Source organism: Pseudomonas sp. MPDS (assembly GCF_013283895.1).
GTDB lineage: Bacteria > Pseudomonadota > Gammaproteobacteria > Pseudomonadales > Pseudomonadaceae > Aquipseudomonas > Aquipseudomonas rhizophila.
The window spans coordinates 330,595-349,868 of record NZ_CP054128.1 but is presented as its reverse complement, the minus strand read 5'-3'; the positions used below and the strand labels follow the sequence as shown (position 1 = coordinate 349,868).

Genomic DNA, 19,274 nt, shown 5'->3' with positions numbered 1-19,274 from the left:
GGCTGAATTGATCAATGAAGCAGGCTAATCCAGCAACCCATGCAGCTTGGCGTACTGCAACAGCATGATGGTCTTGCCGTCGCAGATATCCCCGGTTTCGATCATGCCCAGCGCCTTGTCGAGAGACATCTCCAACACTTCGATCTCCTCGCCCTCGGCTTCCAGCCCGCCGCCCTCATGCTGTTTATCTTCGTCGAAGTATTCGCCGACGAAAAAATGCAGGCGTTCTGTCACCGACCCTGGGCTCATGAATGCCTCGAACACCTTGCGTACATCCTGGACGATATAGCCGGTTTCCTCTTGGGTTTCCTTGCGGATGCAGGTGTGCGGGTCGTCGTTATCCAGCAGGCCGGCACAGGTTTCGATCAACAGACCATCGTGGTCATTGACGAAGGCCGGGAAGCGGAACTGCCGGGTCAGCACCACGGTTTGCTTGGCCTTGCTGTACAGCAGGATGGTCGCGCCGTTGCCCCGATCGTAGGTCTCGCGGGCCAGTTCGCGCCACTGGCCATCGCGGCCGAGGTAGTCGTAGGTGGTTTTGCGCAGCACGTACCAGTTGTCCGAGAGCACTTCGACTTTCTTGATGCGCACGCGATCTTTGGTGTTTGCCTGTGTCATTCAGCCGTTCCATGTCCAGTGTCTGAAAGCGGCAGAGTGGCCCTAAAGGCCGACGGCCTGCCATGGTTGAGGCAGGCTAGCAGAGGCAGGATCGATCACTCCAGCCCGGTGGCAAACACCTTGCCGGGGTTCATCAACCCGGTCGGATCCAGCGTGCGCTTGATGGCACGCATCAACTCGATCTCCAGCGGATCCTTGAAATGGGCCGCCGCGTCCGGCTTGGCTTGCCCCAGACCATGTTCGGCACTGATGCTGCCATTGAAAGCGCTCGTCATCTGGTAGATGACCTGCATGATCGCTTGTTCCTGGGCCTTGAACGGGGCATCGGCATGCCCCAGCGGCTTGCTGATGTTGTAGTGCAGGTTGCCATCACCCATGTGACCGTAAGAAACAATGCGAACGCCGGGAAACGCCTGTTGCAAGGCGCTATCGGTACGCTCGATGAACGCCGGAATCTGGCTGACGGGCACGCTGATGTCATGCTTGAGGCTTGGACCTTCATGATTCTGCGCCTCGGAAATACCTTCGCGCAGAGCCCACAATGCCGCAGCCTGAGTCTGGTTGCTGGCGATCACGGCATCGATCACCCACCCGGTCTCAAATGCATGGCCCAGGCCGCTTTCCAGCAACAGGTCCAAAGGTGCGTCGGGCACCGTGTCGCGCAATTCGATCAGGGCGTACCACGGGTGCGGCCCTTGCAAGGGGTCACTGCAACCGGCCACATGATCCAGGACGAACTCCAGGCTCTGGCGCGACATCATCTCAAAGCCCGTCAGACGGTCGGCGCAGAGGCTGCGAACATGCCCGATCAAGTCCACCGCGGCCTGCGGCGTGGGCAGTGCGACCCAAGCGGTGGCCGTGCTATGGGTGGCCGGAAACAACTTGAGTACCGCCGCCGTGATAATCCCAAGCGTACCTTCCGAGCCAATGAATAGATGCTTGAGGTCGTAGCCGGTGTTGTCTTTGCGCAAACCTCGCAAGCCGTGCCAGACACGTCCATCCGGCAATACCACCTCAAGCCCAAGGGTCAGCTCGCGCATGTTGCCGTAACGCAGCACGGCCGTGCCGCCGGCATTGGTGGCCAGATTGCCGCCCACCGTGCAACTGCCTTCGGCCCCCAGTGACAGCGGGAACAAGCGACCGGCCTGGCTAGCGGCTTCTTGCAACTGCCGCAGAATCACCCCGGCCTCGACCGTTATGGTTTCATTGGCCAGGTCGATTTCGCGGATGCGCTTCATCCGAGTCAAGGACAGCACCACCTGACGACCAGACGAATCCGGGATCGAGCCGCCGCACAATCCGGTATTGCCGCCCTGCGGCACCAAGGCAACCCCGGCGTCATGGCAAAGCCGCACCACCGCCGCCACTTCTTCGGTTGTGGCCGGGCGCACCACCAGTGCGGCCCGGCCTTGGTAAGCGTTACGCCAGTCAGTCAGGTAGCTGTGCATAAGTTCAGGATCACGCACCAGCCCCGCCGCGCCGACCACTTGCTCGACGCTTTGGATCAACGTCTCCCAGGCCATCGGGTCGAGATCGGCCGAAGAGAGAGAATTGAGGTTTTGCATGACTGTCTCCGGCGTTTGAATTCGGCTGCTGCAGCGCACATCGTGCGTTGCAGCAGTGGAAGCGACCGATTGAGATGAACTAGCTGCGCATCAGCTCAATGGCGGCACTTTTCTTGTGACGGATCACCGTCACCAGGTGCCAGGAGACAGACGCCGCTGCGAGGGCCAGGAAGACCGCCGAGATCGGCGTGGTGAGGAAACCACTGAAGTTGCCATCCGAGAGCATCAGACCGCGCCGCAGGTTGGTTTCAGCCATAGGGCCGAGGATGAAGCCAATGATGAACGGCGCAATCGGCAGTCCACCTTTGACGAAGCCATAGCCCATCAGGCCGAACAGCAGCACCGCCCAGACGTCGAAGATGCGGCTGTTGAGGCCGAACGCACCGACTACGCAGAGCACCAGGATGATCGGCAACAGAATGTGCTTGGGCACCGCCAGCAACTTGATGAAGATGCGCAGTCCGTAGAACTCCAGCACCAACATCAGCAACGAAGCCAGAATCAGCGCGGCAAAGATGGTGTAGACCAGCGATCCCTGACTGATGAACAACAGCGGGCCAGGCTGGATGCCGTGAATCATGAAGCCGCCAAGCATCACCGCCGTGGTGGTGTCTCCGGGAATACCCAGGGTCAGCAGCGGGATCATCGCACCGCCAATACCGGCGTTGTTCGCGGTTTCACTGGCAACCACGCCCTCGATGGAGCCTTTACCGAATTCTTCCGGGTGCTTTGAGCGCTTTTTTGCCGCGATGTAGGAAACAATGTTCGAGGTACCAGCGCCGATGCCCGGCAGGATCCCGATGCCCAGGCCGATGAACGCCGAGCGGGTCGCGTTCGGCAATTGGCTGATGAACTCCTTGATGGAAAAACCAAACCCTTTCACGCCTTTCATGCTGATGTTCTGTGGCTTGGCACGGTGGCTTGAGCGGGCGCTCTCGGCGAATTTCAGCACTTCGGAGACCGCAAACATGCCGATCATGACGGTAAGCATGGCGAAGCCACCGTTAAGACTCGGCAGGTCGAACGTGAAACGCCGAATGGCGTCGACCGGGGCGATCCCGACGGTTGAAAAGGCAAAGCCCAAGGCGCCGGCGAACAGCCCTTTGACCAGCGAACCGGTGGACAGTGTGGCAATCAGGGTCAGCGAAAAAACGGCAATGGAGAAATATTCATGGGGACCGAAACTCAAGGCCACGTCCGCCAGGATCGGGGCGATAAACATCAACGCCGCAATGCTGAAAATCGTGCCCAGGAACGAGAACACCACGCCAATGCCCAGGGCTTTGACGCCCTGGCCCTTTTTCATCATCGGCGAACCATCGAACGTCGTGGCGATGGAGGCCGGCGTACCCGGTATGTTGAGCAATATCGCTGAAATCAGCCCCCCCGAGGTGGCGCCGACAAACAGAGCAACCAGCAGTGACAGACCCGTGGCCGGGCCCATCGAATAGGTCAGCGGCAAGCACAGGGCGATGGCCATGGTGGCCGAAAGGCCGGGCACCGCACCAAAGACGATCCCCACTGCAACGCCGAGGGTGATCAGGACAAATACGTAGGGCGAGAATACGGCACCGAAGCCTTGTTGCAGGAGCTCAATCATCACCGTCCCCTAGAAATCCAATAGACCGGTGGGCAGCATCAAATCGAAGCCCTCACGGAAGATCACAAAAATCAACGCTGCTGAAACGACCGCGATCACGGCATACAGCCCGTGCTTGACCTTCTGATCCGCGGGGGTCAACACGATGAATTGGGCGTAGAGGTAAAGCGTGGTCATGATCACGAAACCGACAACTTCCAGCAGCGCGGTGAAGAGCGTCACCAGGGCGATGGATTTGATAACCGTCGGGTAATCGATCGATTCAGCGGCTTCGGCCGGCTCGACAGGCTCGGCACGTTGCTGGGGCAGTTTTCTCCAGGCCAGCAACTGCAACACGCCCAACAGGCACAGCGCGCCGGAAAGAATCCAGGGCACAAAAGCGGCGTCGACAAAACCGCGACGCGGCAGATTCGCGGTCAACAACATGTACGCCACACCAGCACCGAGCATCGCCAGGCCGGCGAACAATTCATTTCTTTTGTAGGTATCCATACAGGATCCTCTTTCACTTGAAGGGCCGAGCAAAGGGGCGCTGGCCAATTCGGTAAGCGCCCCATCCTGTTTCCCAGGATTTACTTGGCTTTACGCATTTCGTCCTTGAACTGCATGAAGTCGTCACGGGTCTTGGTCAGCGTAGCAATGGCTTCTTCGGTGCCCTGGAAGCTGACAGGCTGCTTGAAGGACTTCTTGAGCTCTTCAGCGTATTCAGGTTCTTCGGTGATTTTCTTCATGGTGTCAGCCATTTTCTTGACGATGGCCGGGTCTGTGCCTTTCGGGAAAGCGACGATGTAAGGCTTGTCCAGGACCAGGTCCACGCCTTGCTCCTTGAACGTCTTGACGTCACCCAGCAGCGGGTTGCGCTCTGCGTTAGGCTGCCCCAGAGCGGTCATCTTGCCGCTGGCAATGTAGTCCTGAACCGAACCATAGCTGATAGCACCCAGGTCAATGCGCTTGCCCAGCAAGGCCACCACTTTTTCCGAAACGGTGCCGCTGTCGACCATCTTCAGTTTGACGCCGGCGAGCTTCTCGAACATCAAGCCTTGCAGGTGCGAGAAGTTACCCATCTCGGTGCCGTAGGTGATGGTGCCTGGCTTGGCCTTGGCCTGTGAAATCAACTGATCGAGGGTGTCGATGCCCGAGCTTTTGGCAGAGACGAAAACAGCGCCTTTATCGACGCCCGCGATGCAGGAGACATCGAACGCATCGAAGCGATCTTCGGACAACCCTGCCACTTCGTTAACGATCATCTGACCGGTGTGGGTGAACAGAATGGTGTTGCCATCTGGCGCCGCGCTCTTGACCGCGTCGGCAGCGATGGTGCCGCCCCCGCCGGCCATGTTGGTGACGACCATGGACTTGCCGGTCAGCTTGGTGAAGTACTTGGCCATCATCCGTGCGTTGAAGTCGGTATCGCCGCCGGCGTTGGCAATGACCACCACCTGCACCGGACGTGTCGGCCAGTCGCTCGCATCAGCGGCAACGGCCGCTCCGGCGGTAAGGCTCAAGAAGGAAGCGACGAGAGAGGCGCATAGTGTTTTTCTCATTATTGTTCTCCAGAGATGCTGCCGTAGAAGGTGTTGGTAGGGAGTTGGGTATGGGTGTCGCGAGGATGAATCGGGCGTATTGCCAACCCGCGCGCAGTGGCAATGCCGTACTGGGGCGCAGCAGGAAGCGAACGATGCAAGGAATCTGGTTGAGTCGAACAAGTATGGCTGTCTGGAAAGCCATGGCCCGCTTGGCTGGGATGCATAAGCGAGAAGAGATGCGCCCTTCTACGGTTATGCAGAAAGGGCAGAGAGCGATGCTGATGAGCCGTCGGAGCGAATGGCATAGCAGGGCCTGCGTCGATTTTATTATTTTATGTCATACGTTGTCGTACGACTTGACCGATTATCGTCACCTAAAATAATTTTTGTCAACGCGGATATTCGTTGAATCGGTGAGAGAGGGAAGACGTGGCCTCATGTTTACGCTCATGAGGAGAAATGCGGGGGGTGACGATCAGACGAGCGGCGATCAGCGGTGCCGCTCAGGAGCCGGGGGGTGGAGGGCAGCAACCGGTGACGCCAGGGTGCAGAGGAGACGAAACCACCTCCGCTGGTTACCAACAACATAGTTTGACACAGTCCCTCGCGTAAATAGGGGCCTGTAGGATGATCCGGGATAACAACAACGGCAACATAGATTGACTCAAATGGGCTGCGCTCCAAATGCAGCGTCCAATTTTTCACAACATAGTTTGACACGAACAGCTTGAGTAAGCAGTCAGGAAGAAGTGGTACATGAGCTGCGGTCTCAGCACAAGCTCAGTGCGATGCCTAAATCTGTGCGCAACCTACGGCCGGCTCTCATAAGCACATAAACCGTGTTTTTCGTCTCAAATAAGCAGTTTTGGGAGAAGGAAACCTCCAACGTCGATCTAACCCAATCACCCGGTGCAAAGCGACCTTTACTATCTTGAATAACGGTCAATGCGTAAACCAGGGCCGGGATAAGCCCTCTATCGGTGATGGCTGTTCGCTGACGTGTAGTAACTTCCAGGTCCAGGATTACCCAATCAGCAACAAGGCAATAGGCACGAGAAGGAAAATGCCGATTTGCGAGTGCCACTGCATCTGAGTCAGTGAGTGGGAACCCGTTTAGATTCTCGCCTGCGGAAAGCAGCGAGGTAAACGCCGCCAGGTTCATTCATTCCTCCCGCCGGTCGGTAAACCGACTCGAACGTAAATCATTCCTAAGCATAGCTCTCAGCGAACAGCCTGGTACTGATGGCGACGAATAGTTAGTCGAGTCATCTCATACTCTCATTCCTCTGCTCTCCCTTTATCTCATTGAACGGGATGATTTCTATTGGCGGCGTCACAGCACAAAGCGGTTTACGCCAATAACCCACGCTGTGCCATTGGCCTTGCTTGTACCCAACCTCCGGGTAGGTGCCAATGTGGGTGAACCCGAGCGCTTCATGGATACCTATGCTTCCTGCGTTGGGTAAGGCAATGCCGGCATAGGCTGCATGAAACCCCTGTTTCTCTAAGACTGATAGAAGCTGCTTATAAAGCGCGCGGCCAACCCCCTTTCGTTGCACAACCGGGGCCACATACACGGTGACATCCACCGACCAACGATAGGCCTCTCTCGCTCGATGCTGGCTTGCATAAGCGTATCCAACGACCTTGTTTTCCATCTCGGCTACCAGATAGGGATAAGTCGGTAGTGTCGTAGATATTCGTGCTGTCATCTCATCGACAGTCGGAGGCGTCAGCTCAAAAGAGATGACCGTGTCCAAAACCATTGGCGCATAGATTGCCTGGATGTCAGAGGCATCCGCGGGCGTTGCAACCCTCACTCTGTAATTCATGTCCTCCCTGCTGCCCCCGTAAATGTATTATTTTAAGGGCTGAGGCACTTATGACTCACCCTTCAAAAGGTCGCATCGAATCCGCGTGCTCTCATCAAGCCCTCACCGCATCCACGAACCGCGGAGGGCACCGTTCATCACTGAACTGGGGAGCTTCTGCTAGTGGAGACCAAGCTGGGGGATAACCCCGACGACGGCTTTACCACCAAGAAAATGCTGCTGAATTAGTACATTGCTGCACCTCTTCCTCAAGTTTTTTCCGATTGTCCGTTGAAGACGTTTCAGAGCAAAATCACCTTAAGCGGACGCCCAACACAGCTCGGTGAGATTTTCGTGTTCTTCAATTTTGATGGCTGTTGGCTTCTACTATGGTTTTCCGACTGGCCTAAGAGCAGCAACCGGAGCGAGCCCCAGCAGCGGGTTCGAACAGTGACTCAACAATCGTGCAATCTGGGGTGTTCGATCCTAAGCATGATGACTCACACGTGCCTGCCATCGAGAGCAGCTCTATCCGGATCTGCTGGAGCTGAGCAACCTTCGACTCTACTTCTGCCAAGTGCTTCTTGACCACCGCCAAAGCGTCAGCGCATGGACGATCAGCATCTGCTGCAAGCGCGATGAGTTCTCGGATATCGTCAAGCGGGAAGCCTAATTCACGATTCTGCCGTATGAAGACGAGTCTTGAACGATGCTTTTCCGTGTAGATTCGGTGCCTGCCGGTCGACCGCAGGGCCGGAGGTAAAAGACCTATCTTTTCGTAGTAGCGAATCGTTTCAATGTGGCCCCCCCTCGTTGATTTAGACAACGCCCCGATTCCTGACATGCGAATTCCCCCAGCATTTTCTTGAACCTGTAGTAACTACAGATATTAACCTGCTCAATCGAAAAATGATTTCACGTGTTTTAAGGGCATTTCGTGGACAGAGAACAGCTAGAGAAGAACCAGATTCCCGTTTACTTCGTCGCGGTCATTATCGCGGCAGTCGGAGGTCTGCTCGCACCTGATGCCTCTCAAGTGTTAGGTGCGTTGGTGACACCGGCCATCGCTGTGCTGATGTACGCCATGTTTCTACAGATCCCGTTCCTGGATCTCCGTGAAGGGCTTTCCAACAAGCGCTTCATGACGGCGCTGCTGACGGCGAACTTCGTCACCATCCCCCTGCTGGTTTGGGCGTTGACCATGGGCCTAACCGATCACCCGGCTATTTTGGTGGGCGCATTGTTGGTCTTGCTGACGCCTTGTATCGACTATGTGGTGGTGTTTACCCATATTGGTAAGGGCGACTCCAAATTGACTCTAGCTGCAACGCCATTACTACTCTTGCTACAGCTTGTGCTGCTGCCTCTGTATCTGGCATTCATGCTAGGTAATGACTCGACAGTGGTTATATCTGTCGGCCCATTTGTCGAGGCCTTCGTAGTGCTGATCGCTTTGCCCTTGCTCCTAGCGGTAGCAACAGTTGCCTGTGCAAAAAAGTCACGCGTCGTTGAGGGTTGGAACAATGCTTGGGCTTGGATGCCTGTACCAGCTATGGCGGCTGTGATGGTCGTAGTGATCGGCTCTCAGATTTCAGCGGTGGTCAGAGACATGGACAAGCTGTTGCCCGTGATTCCCGTCTACATAGGTTTCATGATCTTGGCACCCCTGGTTGGTGCGCTGGTTGCGCGAGCATTCAAATTGCCGGCCATCACTGCAAGATCAGTGGCGTTCAGTAGCTCGACGCGCAATTCATTGGTCGTTCTGCCCTTGGCGCTTGCTTTACCCGAGGAAATCAGAGGGCTAGCGGCGGCGGCAGTCATCACCAAACGCTGATTGAGCTAGTTAGCGAGTTAATTTACATCCGGGCAATTCCTGCTTTGGTCTGGCGCAAAATCTAAATGGGTAGTTAAGCGTTAGCCAAAAATACTTTGTGTGATCAAACGATCATTCTACTGTGCGGTAACAAATCGGTAATCTTAATCGCGCACTGCGTAGGCTAACTTAGCCAGCGTGACGTGGGTCAGCAGGCCGGGCTTACGGATGCCTTTCTCGACGACGTGCGCGGGTCCCGGCGTCTCGCTAACCTCGCGGACAGGGTTAAGCGCGCTCTCCCCAACACATTCGCTTTACCGCATATTCGAATTATCATATATTCGATTTCCCATATGCGGGAGATGTGATCATGAGTGCCCCCATCAAAGTACTTTTTGTCTGCGTTGCCAATTCAGCTCGATCCCAGTTGGCTGAAGCATTGCTGAGAAACAGCGACGCGCGTTTTCAAGCGTTCAGCGCTGGTACCGAAGCCACTGAAATTGATTCACGGGCCCTTGCTGCACTGGAACACGTCGGCGTTGATGCAGAAGGGCTACGCAGTAAGTCCATCGAAGAGTTTCGTGACGAGCACTTCGACTACGTGATCACCCTCTGTGACAAATCTGCGCGTGAATGTCGGGCGATGCCCTCGGCCGGTGAATTGATTGCATGGGATTTCGAAGATCCGGTGAACAGTTCCCATCCCGATGCGTTCAAGCACGCACTTCACGACATCCACGAACGCATCAAATTATTTGTATTAGTGAAAACCAAACACCTGGAGGCCTCATGAACGAGCCAATCACTCCTACCGTTTTGTTCAAGAGCCTGGCAGATGACACTCGAACCAAAATAACGCTACTCATCGCCCGCGAGGGAGAACTCTGTGTATGCGAACTGACCGCCGCTCTTGAGCAGAGCCAACCAAAAATATCTCGACATCTCGCACTGCTGAGATCCTCAGGGTTACTGGCGGATCGGCGCCAAGGCCAATGGGTTTACTACCGACTCCATCCCGAACTGCCGACCTGGGTCACCGAAATGCTTAAGGGTGTTGTTGATGCCAACCAGCAGTGGTTGGACACAGAAACCAAACGGCTCTTTGAAATGAACGATCGTCCAGTCAATCAGACCGTGTGCGGCTGATCCAACCTTTCGAAACGAGCCGCTCGCATGCTAATCGCTCTACTTATTTTCATCGTCACCATCGTTCTGGTCATCTGGCAGCCCAAAGGGCTGGGTGTCGGCTGGAGTGCTTCATTGGGTGCCGCACTAGCATTGTTGAGCGGGGTGGTCAGCGTCGGCGACATCCCGGTGGTATGGAATATCGTTTGGAACGCGACGGCCACGTTCATCGCGGTGATCATCATTAGCCTGTTGCTCGATGAGGCTGGTTTCTTCGAGTGGGCCGCCTTGCATGTCGCTCGGTGGGGAGGTGGCAGCAGCCGCAAGTTGTTTGCCTTCATCATTTTGTTGGGAGCTGCTGTGTCAGCACTGTTCGCCAATGACGGTGCAGCGCTAATCCTTACTCCCATCGTGATTGCGATGCTGCTGGCTTTACGTTTTTCTCCGGCCGCGACTGTGGCATTTGTGATGGCCGCAGGATTCATTGCTGACACCGCGAGTCTGCCGCTGGTGGTTTCCAACCTTGTGAATATCGTTTCGGCCGATTACTTCAACATTGGCTTCAGCGAGTACGCCGCAATCATGGTGCCGGTCAACCTGGTCAGCATCGCTGCAACGTTGGGGATGCTCTTGTGGTTCTTCCGAAAGGACTTGCCCAAGACTTATGACCTAGCACAACTGCATGCCCCAGAGGATGCGATCCGCGATCGTGCAACCTTCGTGGCTGGATGGTGGGTGCTGCTCGCGTTATTGGTCGGCTTCTTCGTTGTCGAGCCACTGGGTATCCCCATCAGTGCCATCGCCGCCGCCTGCGCATTGGTGCTCTACGTCATCGCCGCCAAAGGTCACGCCATCAACACCAGCAAGGTGCTCAAGGGCGCCCCATGGCAAGTCGTGATCTTCTCGCTGGGCATGTACCTGGTGGTGTATGGCTTGAAGAACGCAGGACTGACTGACCACATTGCTCAATTGCTCAACGTATTCGCTGGATATGGCATTTGGGGGGCATCGCTGGGTACAGGACTTCTGACCGCCGTGCTTTCTTCGATCATGAACAACATGCCAACAGTGCTCATCGGAGCGCTCTCGATCCATGCAACGGAAGCGACTGGCGTAGTTCATCAAGCCATGGTCTACGCGAACATCCTTGGCTGCGATCTTGGTCCGAAAATCACACCTATCGGTAGCCTAGCCACACTGCTCTGGCTACACGTGTTGGCTAAAAAGGACATCACCATCAGTTGGGGTTACTACTTCAAGACCGGTGTGGTGCTCACGCTTCCAATCCTCATTGCCACCCTGAGCGCGTTGGCTTTGCGCCTCAGCTTTTGATTCCAGGAGATCACGATGAAAGTCCTATTCATGTGCACCCACAACAGCTGCCGGAGCATCTTGTCCGAGGCGGTGTTCAATCACCTTGCCCCTGAAGGAATGGAAGCCGTCAGCTCCGGAAGCTTCCCAAGTGGCCGGGTAAATACGCGAGCGATTCAAACGCTCAAAGCTGCTGGTATCCCTACTGAAGGCCTTAGCAGCAAAGCATCCGATGCATTTGAAGGGTCGCCACCAGACATCGTGATCACCGTCTGCGATCGCGCTGCCGGCGAAGCGTGCCCGATTTTCTTCGGCCCGGCGCTCAAAGCCCACTGGGGGTTGGCTGATCCATCCGAAGCTACGGGTTCGGAAGCGCAAGTCGAGGCGGCATTCCAGCAAACCCTGAGCAAAATCCAGGAGCGGGTAAACGCCTTCATTTCGTTGCCTATCGATACCTTGAGTACTGAAGACCTTAAAACTGAGCTAGCCCGCATCGGCACGTTGTAGGCCATGTCCCGCTGGTGCCAGGAGTCACTATGAAAGACCATTTCCCAAACATCGAAGCAGATCTCATCGACGTCCCAAGCATGGAACGACTCACTCCTCGTGAGCCGTCCACGCATAAACCGCGCATCCTTCTGATCTACGGGTCGACCCGCGAGCGTTCGTTCAGCCGGTTGGTTACCCAAGAAGCAGCTCGATTGCTGGAGCACTTCGGTGCGGAAACACGAATCTTCAACCCGTCAGGATTACCACTGCCTGATGATGCTCCGGATACCCACCCCAAAGTCGCGGAACTCCGCGAGCTGATGCAGTGGTCGGAAGGACAGGTGTGGTGTTCACCTGAGCGTCATGGGTCAATGAGCGCCGTCTTTAAAGCTCAGATCGACTGGGTGCCTTTGGCGATGGGCGCGGTACGTCCGACCCAAGGTAAAACCTTGGCAGTCATGCAGGTTTGCGGCGGCTCTCAGTCTTTTAACGTGGTGAATCAGTTGCGGGTACTGGGTCGCTGGATGCGCATGGTGACAATCCCCAATCAGTCCTCAGTGCCCAAAGCGTTTACCGAATTCGACGAGGATGGGCGTATGAAGCCTTCGTCCTACTATGATCGCCTGGTCGACGTAATGGAGGAACTGATGAAGTTCACCCTGCTATTACGTGACCGTCAGGATTACTTGGTAGACCGTTACTCGGAACGCAAAGAGTCGGCTGAAGAGCTGTCGAAACGGGTAAATCAGCGCTCCATTTAAACATCTATCAAATAAACACTCAGGGTACGTTGATGAAATGATGGTCGGTGACCGGCACCACGATGCTTGCCGGTCACCGACAGCATTAGTAACTCATTTCTTTATGGAGACAATCGTTCCTTTACCTCCCTCGACCCGAAAGGTGAATGACACACGATCTCCTACCTTCAACCCTGCCAACTGATCATCCGATACGGAAAAGGCCATGGTCATCGGCGGCCATTGAACAGCTGGAACGGCACCGTGAGCGAGTGTCACGGTATGTTTCGCAGGATCAATGGCCTTGATCGTGCCCTCGGCATTGGCGACAGCCATCTGCTTTGACTCCTGCTTCATTTCCATGCCTTCCATACCGTCCATTTTCATTGCTGACGTATCTTGTGCATGGGCAGCGAAAGAGAGCACAACCGCAGTGCTGGCAACTGTAATAAGGGTCAGTTTCATACGACATTTCCTTTCAGAGTTACGGGTTTGCTAGGTAGATTTCGACGACGCATTAAGCGATAGGCCGCCGGGATGACAAACAGGGAAAGCAAGGGCGCGGTTACCATGCCGCCGACCATTGGCGCGGCAATTCGGCTCATCACTTCGCTGCCGGTCCCACTGCCCAACAGTATGGGCAACAGGCCCGCGATGATGACAGCCACAGTCATAGCTTTGGGACGCACCCGCTGCACAGCGCCTTCACGAATCGACGCCACTAGTGCACGTTCAGAGTTATCGCCAATGTCTAAACGTTCGGCCCAAGCATTCTTCAGGTAGAGCAGCATAATCACGCCAAACTCCGCAGAAACTCCGGCTAGTGCGATGAAGCCGACCCCCGTTGCCACCGACAGATTGAAACCTAGCAAATAGAGGAACCATGCCCCTCCGGTGAGAGCAAAAGGGAGTGTGGCCATGATCAACAAGGCCTCATCGAATCGAGCGAATGTCAGGTAAAGCAGCACGAAGATGATCAATAGCGTGGCCGGTACGACCAGTTTGAGTCGTGCGTTAGCTCTTTCGAGAAACTCGAACTGCCCCGAGTAGCTCAGGCTCATACCAGGCTGCAACTTGACCTGTTGATTGACGACCTGACGAAGATCGGCGACCACGGAGGCAATGTCACGACCACGCACATCGATGTACACCCAGCCCGAAGGCCGCGCGTTCTCGCTCTTGAGCATTGGTGGACCGTCAGTGATCTTGATTTTTGCCACAGTACCGAGGGTGATCTGGATGCCTGACGATGTGTAGATGGGCAATTGTTCCAAGGCTCCCGGTGAGTCACGCCACTCTCGCGGATAACGGACGCTGATCGGAAAACGTGCGAGCCCCTCAACGGTCTCCCCGATATTTTCGCCTCCGATAGCACCGGCCACGATGGACTGCACATCAGCGATATTCATGCCGTAGCGGGCGGCTGCATTACGATCGATATCCACATCGATGTAGCGGCCACCGGTCAGGCGCTCGGCCAACGCGGAGCTGACACCCGGCACATTCTTGGCTGCCTTTTCAACCGCCTGTGTGACCGAATCGATTTCCGTCAGGTTAGTGCCGGCAACTTTCACCCCGATGGGACTTTTGATCCCTGTGGCCAGCATGTCGATGCGGTTGCGAATCGGGGGTATCCATATATTGGTCAGGCCAGGCACGCGTACCACGCGGTCCAGCTCCTCCACCAATTTTTCCTGGGTCATGCCTGGGCGCCATTGCTCTTGGGGTTTGAACTGAATTGTGGTTTCAAACATTTCCAACGGCGCTGGATCGGTAGCGGTCTCAGCACGACCGGCCTTACCGAAAACGTGTTCAACTTCAGGGACTGTTTTGATTAGGCGATCGGTCTGTTGCAGCAGTTGTGCAGCCTTCTGTGCCGACAACCCCGGCAGGGCTGAAGGCATGTAGAGCAGATCCCCTTCGTCCAGTGGTGGAAGGAACTCCCCACCCAAGCGAAACATTGGCCATAGCGCACTGACAAATACCAACAGCGCCACCAGCAGAGTGGTTTTCGGACGACGCAGAACTGCGTCCAACGCGGGTTGGTAGATCCGTATCAACCAGCGGTTTAATGGGTTCTGTTGCTCACTCGGAATTCGTCCCCGAATCCAGTAACCCATCAACACCGGCACCAACGTGACCGACAATCCCGCAGCTGCCGCCATGGCGTAGGTCTTGGTAAACGCCAGTGGGCCAAACAATCTTCCTTCCTGAGCCTCCAACGTGAACACCGGAATGAACGACAGAGTGATGATCAACAGACAAAAGAAAAGCGCGGGGCCGACCTCGGCCGCTGCATCGGTCATCACATGCCAATGCTGCTCACCCTTCAACTCCTGCCCAGGATGAGAGGTGTGCCAGGATTCTATTTTTTTGTGTGCGTTTTCAATCATCACCACTGCGGCATCGACCATGGCACCGATAGCGATAGCGATCCCACCCAAGGACATGATGTTGGCGTTGATGCCCTGGTATCGCATGACAATGAATGCAATCAACACCCCCACAGGTAGCGAAATGATTGCCACCAAGGATGAGCGCAGGTGCCAGAGGAAGATCCCGCACACCAGGGCAACGACGATGAACTCTTCCATCAGCTTGTAACTGAGGTTGTCTACTGCGCGGTCGATCAGCTTGCTGCGATCGTAGGTTGTGACGATTTCTACGCCTGCTGGGAGACTGCTTTTCAGCTCATCCAGTTTGCTCTTCACCGCCGTAATGGTCTCGCGAGCATTCTTACCGCTGCGCAAAATCACCACCCCACCGACGGTCTCGCCTTCCCCGTCAAGTTCAGTGATGCCTCGTCTCATTTCCGGCCCAAGCTGAATCGTGGCGACATCGCCAAGGCTTACAGGCACACCGTCTGACTCCAACTTCAGCGGGATCGTCCGAAAATCGTTGAGCGTCTTTAGATAACCCGAAGCTCGCACGATAAACTCGGTTTCGGCCATTTCCAGCACGGCACCACCGGTTTCCTGATTGGCCTTGCCGATGGCTTCAGTCACCTGTGCCTGAGTGATCCCGAGATTGGCCATCTTGAGCGGATCGAGCTGTACTTGGTATTGCTTGACCATGCCGCCCACGGTGGCCACTTCCGCAACATTGGGCAGCGTCTTGAGTTCAAATTTCAGGAACCAATCTTGAAGCGCACGAAGTTGCGCGAGATCGTGCCCACCAGTGCGATCCACCAGTGCGTACTGATAGATCCAGCCCACTCCCGTAGCATCCGGCCCCAATGCGGGCTTTGCGCTAGCTGGCAACCGGCTTTGTATTTGACTCAAATACTCCAGCACCCGAGAGCGAGCCCAGTACAAGTCCGTACCGTCTTCGAACAGCACGTAAACAAAGCTGTCGCCGAAGAAGGAGTACCCGCGCACGGTCTTGGCTCCAGGTACTGAAAGCATGGTAGTGGCCAGCGGATAGGTGACCTGATTCTCGACAATCTGCGGTGCTTGTCCCGGATAAGGGGTACGGATGATCACCTGTACATCGGAGAGATCCGGTAGGGCATCGATGGGCGTATTCTGAACTGACCAGATGCCCAAAGCTGTGACGAAAAGTGTCGCCAACAGCACCAAAAAGCGGTTGGCAACAGACCAACGGATGAGGGCAGCGATCATGGCTGACCTCCCGTTTTATCTAGACGCTCGACACGCAATCCATCGTCGGTTTGGCTCACCGCGACCCGAACCTTGTCGCCCGTTTTCAGACCCTGAATCAGGGTCGGATTGGCAAGTGGAAACGTCATCGTCATGCCCGGCATGCCCAGTGTCTTGAAGGGGCCGTGGGCGAGTGTGACTTCTTTATCGTCGATTTCGACGATCTGCCCATCTGCCTCATGCAAACTTAAGGCTGCTGCGATACGAGGTGGTTCGTCTGCTGAACTGGCCACGATACCCTTGAGACTGGCCTCCGAGTCGAGCAGAAATTGCCCCGAGGTAACTACCTTCTGACCTTCATCCAGACCTTTAACGATTACTGTCTTGCCACTGCTTTCCTGCCCGAGCTGCACTTCAACGGGGCGATAACGGCCAGCATCTTCGGCTAGCATCACCAAGGCACGTCGACCCGTGCGAATGACCGCCTCGCTCGGCACCCACAACACACTCTGCTCAGTTGAGCTGCTCAAGCGCACTTGCGCCGTCAAACCGGGCCTTAGGCGGCCGTCTGGATTGGGTAGTTCGACCCGTACGCGCAGGGTACGGCTGTCCGCATTGGTGTCCGGCAGAATTGTGCTGACAGTGCCATTGACCTTGGTCCCAGGGAAGGCCGGCAACTGCGCCTCGACCTTTTGCCCCTCGGCGATGGTGCCCGCGTCGGATTCAGGAACGGACACCGCCAGCCAGATACTGCTCAGACCATTGACTCGCGCCAGCGTCTCGCCCGCCGCGACGGTCATGCCTATGCGCAGGTTGAGCTCTTGCAGCACCCCGCCAATCGGGCTGGTCAACGTCAGATAAGGTTGGATCTTACCGCTACGTTCGACCTGGGCAATCACTCCCGGCGGCATTCCACTGAGCCGTAAGCGCTGCCGCGCGGCGGCGAGCAAGTCGCGATCACCGTTGTTTTTCAGGGCCAGGAACTCAGTCTGAGCCGCCGCCCACTCGGGCACCAGAATATCCGCCAGCGCCGCATTGGCTTTGAGCAGATCACCGGGTGCATGGGCGTAGACCCGCTCTACAAAGCCTGGAGTACGGGCTTGGATAACCGCGACATCCCGTTCGTTAAAGGCGAGGATGCCACTCACATCAAGGCTGGACGCAAACACTCCACGGCTGACCATCGCCGAGCGCAGACCGAGATTCTGCGCCACGCTCGGATCGATGCTGACCGTCGCTTGATCGTTGCCGCCACTGGCGTATTGTGGAACCAGCTGCATGTCCATGAAAGGCGATTTACCCGGTTTGTCGAACTTCTGTTGGGGATACATCGGGTCATACCAATACAGTGCTTTGCGTTCATTTGGTGCGTTTAGATTTTGCTCAGGCGAAGCGCCCTTCACTTCGCTGACGCGTTGAAGCGCCAGCCAGTAACCACCGGCGATGCCCACTGCCATGGCAACGCCTGCCAACAACACCCCACTCTTTTTAAGGCTCATTGGCTGGCCTCTCCATACGCAAAATACAGTCGTGCATTGGTCAGTGCTCGCTGTTCCTCCACTTCGACTTGTTTGAGGCGAGCCTCGATGAGTTCACGTCGGGCGGCGACAACCGCATTCAAATCGCCTTTACCGGCGCGATAGCTAGCCATGCTGAGTTCGACTTTTTCTTTGGCCAGCGGCAGCAGACTTTGCGCATTGCGCTGGACCGCACGATTGAGCCGTTCATAGTCAGCCAGTTCACTTTCCAGTTGTTCGGTATGCTCGCGTGACAAGGCTTCGCGCTCGGATTCGAGTTGGTTGACTTCGGCTTCCCGGGCGGCAATTTTGGGGTTCTGCCGGGTCTGCGGAGAAAGCGGCAGATCCCAGGAAAGTTGCACGCTGACCATGTCGCCGAACTGCCGATCACGGTGCTGATAATCCACCTCCCAACTCCAATCGGACTTTTTCTCCGCCTGCGCCTCGCGCACCTTGGCTTGTGCTTCACGGGTCATCGGCCCGTACGCGGCCAGCTCGGGATGGTGTTGCAGCTTATGGGGCAAGCCTGGCGTATCGATCGGCCACTGCGGAAGACTTCCCGCCGGCGTTGCGTTGGCGGCCGGACCAATCCAGCGTTTCAACGCCGCGCGCGCCTGAGCACGCTGGCGTATCAGATCGTCCTGCTGCTCGGCCAGTTGCGCCGCTTCCTGCTTCGGTGTCACGGCATCGGCCGGTTGTGCGCGACCGCCGGCAATTTGCGCACGGACGGTGTCGCTCAGCAGGCGGTTCTCCTTGTAGAAGTCCTGGAACAGCGCGTCTTTGCGTTCGATTGAATAGCTGCTGATCCAGGCCAGCGCGGTGGCTTGGCGCACGTTCAGGCGTTCGACCTGACGCTCGGCAGCGGCACGTTCAACCCCTGCTTTGGCCACCTCGATCCGCGCCCTGCGCTTGTCACTATTGGGCATGTCTTGCCTGACCCCGACCATTTGCATGGTCATGAAGTCATCATTGACGCTCCAGCGATCTGGGCCGCCTATGGGATAGTTCTGCAGACCGGCGAGCAACTTCGGGTCAGGTAGCTCACCCGCTGGAATGGCCGCACTGCTGGCAGCCAGAATCTTTGCGTCATGTGCAGACAGCGACGGCGCGGTGTTTTCGGCCAGCCGCAAGGCTTCGTCGAGCGTCAGCGAGGTAGCGAAGCTCGGCAAGGCCAGTACGCTTGCCGCCAGGCCGACCACTAGGGACCAACCTGTGCAAAAGCACTTGGGGTTCATGTTTGCGATTCCTGTGATGATCCGCTGAGCGCGTCAAAAGGCCTGCGCACAGCCAAGCCATCCCGTTAAAACAGGATGAGGTTCAATAACGGACAAGAATCAGACGCGGGGTGGTCGCCATACCCCGGATGGGGTGGGCAAAGGAACGGAATCGCTGGAAAAGGCCAGCACGACGGGGCTGAACAGAGTCACGGGCGGCTTGACGATCGAAACCTGCAGCATCCCGCCCGTCTTGCACTCCTGACCCGGTTTGCAGGGTTTCCCATGCTCGGTCGGGCTCTTCATGTCATTGCAACAATCCATGTGCGGATTCCACGCCATTCGG

General features: G+C 56.3%; 17 protein-coding genes and 2 pseudogenes. 6 read left to right on the top strand and 13 right to left on the bottom strand.

Features of this window, described 5'->3' with window-relative positions:
- Window positions 1-24 precede the first annotated feature (24 nt).
- From nudK to HQ912_RS28040, 8 genes are all read right to left on the bottom strand, one after another.
- Complete coding sequence (nudK, locus tag HQ912_RS01520) at window positions 25-618, bottom strand: GDP-mannose pyrophosphatase NudK (RefSeq protein ID WP_076383168.1); 594 nt, start codon at window positions 616-618, stop codon at window positions 25-27.
- Window positions 619-713: 95 nt separating this feature from the next.
- Window positions 714-2,141 (bottom strand): FAD-binding oxidoreductase, encoded by a 1,428-nt coding sequence (locus HQ912_RS01515; RefSeq protein WP_107323307.1) that lies wholly within the window; start codon window positions 2,139-2,141, stop codon window positions 714-716.
- A gap of 121 nt (window positions 2,142-2,262) precedes the next feature.
- Window positions 2,263-3,783, bottom strand: a complete 1,521-nt coding sequence (locus tag HQ912_RS01510) for a tripartite tricarboxylate transporter permease (RefSeq protein ID WP_076383167.1) — start codon at window positions 3,781-3,783, stop codon at window positions 2,263-2,265.
- 9 nt (window positions 3,784-3,792) lie between these two features.
- Window positions 3,793-4,275, bottom strand: a complete 483-nt coding sequence (locus HQ912_RS01505) for a tripartite tricarboxylate transporter TctB family protein (protein WP_107323169.1) — start codon at window positions 4,273-4,275, stop codon at window positions 3,793-3,795.
- Between the two features lie 80 nt (window positions 4,276-4,355).
- On the bottom strand, window positions 4,356-5,327 hold the full coding sequence (locus tag HQ912_RS01500; RefSeq protein ID WP_076383165.1) for a tripartite tricarboxylate transporter substrate binding protein: 972 nt from the start codon (window positions 5,325-5,327) through the stop codon (window positions 4,356-4,358).
- Between the two features lie 751 nt (window positions 5,328-6,078).
- The gene (locus tag HQ912_RS01495; protein ID WP_122612823.1) at window positions 6,079-6,471 is read right to left on the bottom strand and encodes a DUF6957 family protein; all 393 of its coding nucleotides are present in this window, start codon (window positions 6,469-6,471) and stop codon (window positions 6,079-6,081) included.
- Between the two features lie 103 nt (window positions 6,472-6,574).
- Window positions 6,575-7,141 carry an arsinothricin resistance N-acetyltransferase ArsN1 family B gene (locus HQ912_RS01490; protein WP_173406366.1) on the bottom strand — a complete coding sequence of 189 codons (567 nt, stop codon included), beginning with the start codon at window positions 7,139-7,141 and terminating at the stop codon, window positions 6,575-6,577.
- Between the two features lie 385 nt (window positions 7,142-7,526).
- Window positions 7,527-7,964, bottom strand: a complete 438-nt coding sequence (locus HQ912_RS28040; protein ID WP_122612825.1) for a MerR family transcriptional regulator — start codon at window positions 7,962-7,964, stop codon at window positions 7,527-7,529.
- A 93-nt stretch (window positions 7,965-8,057) separates the two neighbouring features.
- On the opposite strand from HQ912_RS28040, the pseudogene HQ912_RS01480 reads away from it, so the two are divergent.
- The 6 genes and pseudogenes from HQ912_RS01480 to arsH all read left to right on the top strand — a co-directional run bounded on the left by HQ912_RS01480 (window position 8,058) and on the right by arsH (window position 12,619).
- A pseudogene (locus HQ912_RS01480) lies at window positions 8,058-9,019 on the top strand (arsenic resistance protein).
- A 284-nt stretch (window positions 9,020-9,303) separates the two neighbouring features.
- Window positions 9,304-9,726, top strand: a complete 423-nt coding sequence (locus HQ912_RS01475) for an arsenate reductase ArsC (RefSeq protein ID WP_122612827.1) — start codon at window positions 9,304-9,306, stop codon at window positions 9,724-9,726.
- Window positions 9,723-10,079, top strand: a complete 357-nt coding sequence (locus HQ912_RS01470) for a metalloregulator ArsR/SmtB family transcription factor (protein ID WP_122612828.1) — start codon at window positions 9,723-9,725, stop codon at window positions 10,077-10,079. Before HQ912_RS01475 ends, HQ912_RS01470 begins: the two co-directional genes overlap by 4 nt.
- A gap of 27 nt (window positions 10,080-10,106) precedes the next feature.
- Window positions 10,107-11,390, top strand: a complete 1,284-nt coding sequence (locus HQ912_RS01465) for an arsenic transporter (RefSeq protein ID WP_173406364.1) — start codon at window positions 10,107-10,109, stop codon at window positions 11,388-11,390.
- 15 nt (window positions 11,391-11,405) lie between these two features.
- Window positions 11,406-11,876: an arsenate reductase ArsC gene (locus HQ912_RS01460; RefSeq protein WP_122612830.1), complete on the top strand. Its 471-nt coding sequence runs from the start codon at window positions 11,406-11,408 to the stop codon at window positions 11,874-11,876.
- 29 nt (window positions 11,877-11,905) lie between these two features.
- Window positions 11,906-12,619 carry an arsenical resistance protein ArsH gene (arsH, locus tag HQ912_RS01455; protein WP_122612831.1) on the top strand — a complete coding sequence of 238 codons (714 nt, stop codon included), beginning with the start codon at window positions 11,906-11,908 and terminating at the stop codon, window positions 12,617-12,619.
- 93 nt (window positions 12,620-12,712) lie between these two features.
- Here the strand turns inward: arsH and HQ912_RS01450 are convergent, their stop codons facing one another.
- From HQ912_RS01450 to HQ912_RS27705, 5 genes and pseudogenes are all read right to left on the bottom strand, one after another.
- A complete protein-coding gene (locus tag HQ912_RS01450) occupies window positions 12,713-13,063 on the bottom strand; it encodes a copper-binding protein (protein WP_122612832.1) in 351 nt (116 codons plus the stop codon).
- On the bottom strand, window positions 13,060-16,218 hold the full coding sequence (locus HQ912_RS01445) for an efflux RND transporter permease subunit (protein WP_122612833.1): 3,159 nt from the start codon (window positions 16,216-16,218) through the stop codon (window positions 13,060-13,062). Before HQ912_RS01445 ends, HQ912_RS01450 begins: the two co-directional genes overlap by 4 nt.
- Window positions 16,215-17,696: an efflux RND transporter periplasmic adaptor subunit gene (locus HQ912_RS01440; RefSeq protein WP_122612834.1), complete on the bottom strand. Its 1,482-nt coding sequence runs from the start codon at window positions 17,694-17,696 to the stop codon at window positions 16,215-16,217. Before HQ912_RS01440 ends, HQ912_RS01445 begins: the two co-directional genes overlap by 4 nt.
- The gene (locus HQ912_RS01435; protein ID WP_173406363.1) at window positions 17,693-18,949 is read right to left on the bottom strand and encodes a TolC family protein; all 1,257 of its coding nucleotides are present in this window, start codon (window positions 18,947-18,949) and stop codon (window positions 17,693-17,695) included. Before HQ912_RS01435 ends, HQ912_RS01440 begins: the two co-directional genes overlap by 4 nt.
- A 99-nt stretch (window positions 18,950-19,048) precedes the next feature.
- Window positions 19,049-19,255, bottom strand: a pseudogene (locus HQ912_RS27705) (hypothetical protein); the annotation flags it as partial.
- Window positions 19,256-19,274: the final 19 nt, after the last annotated feature.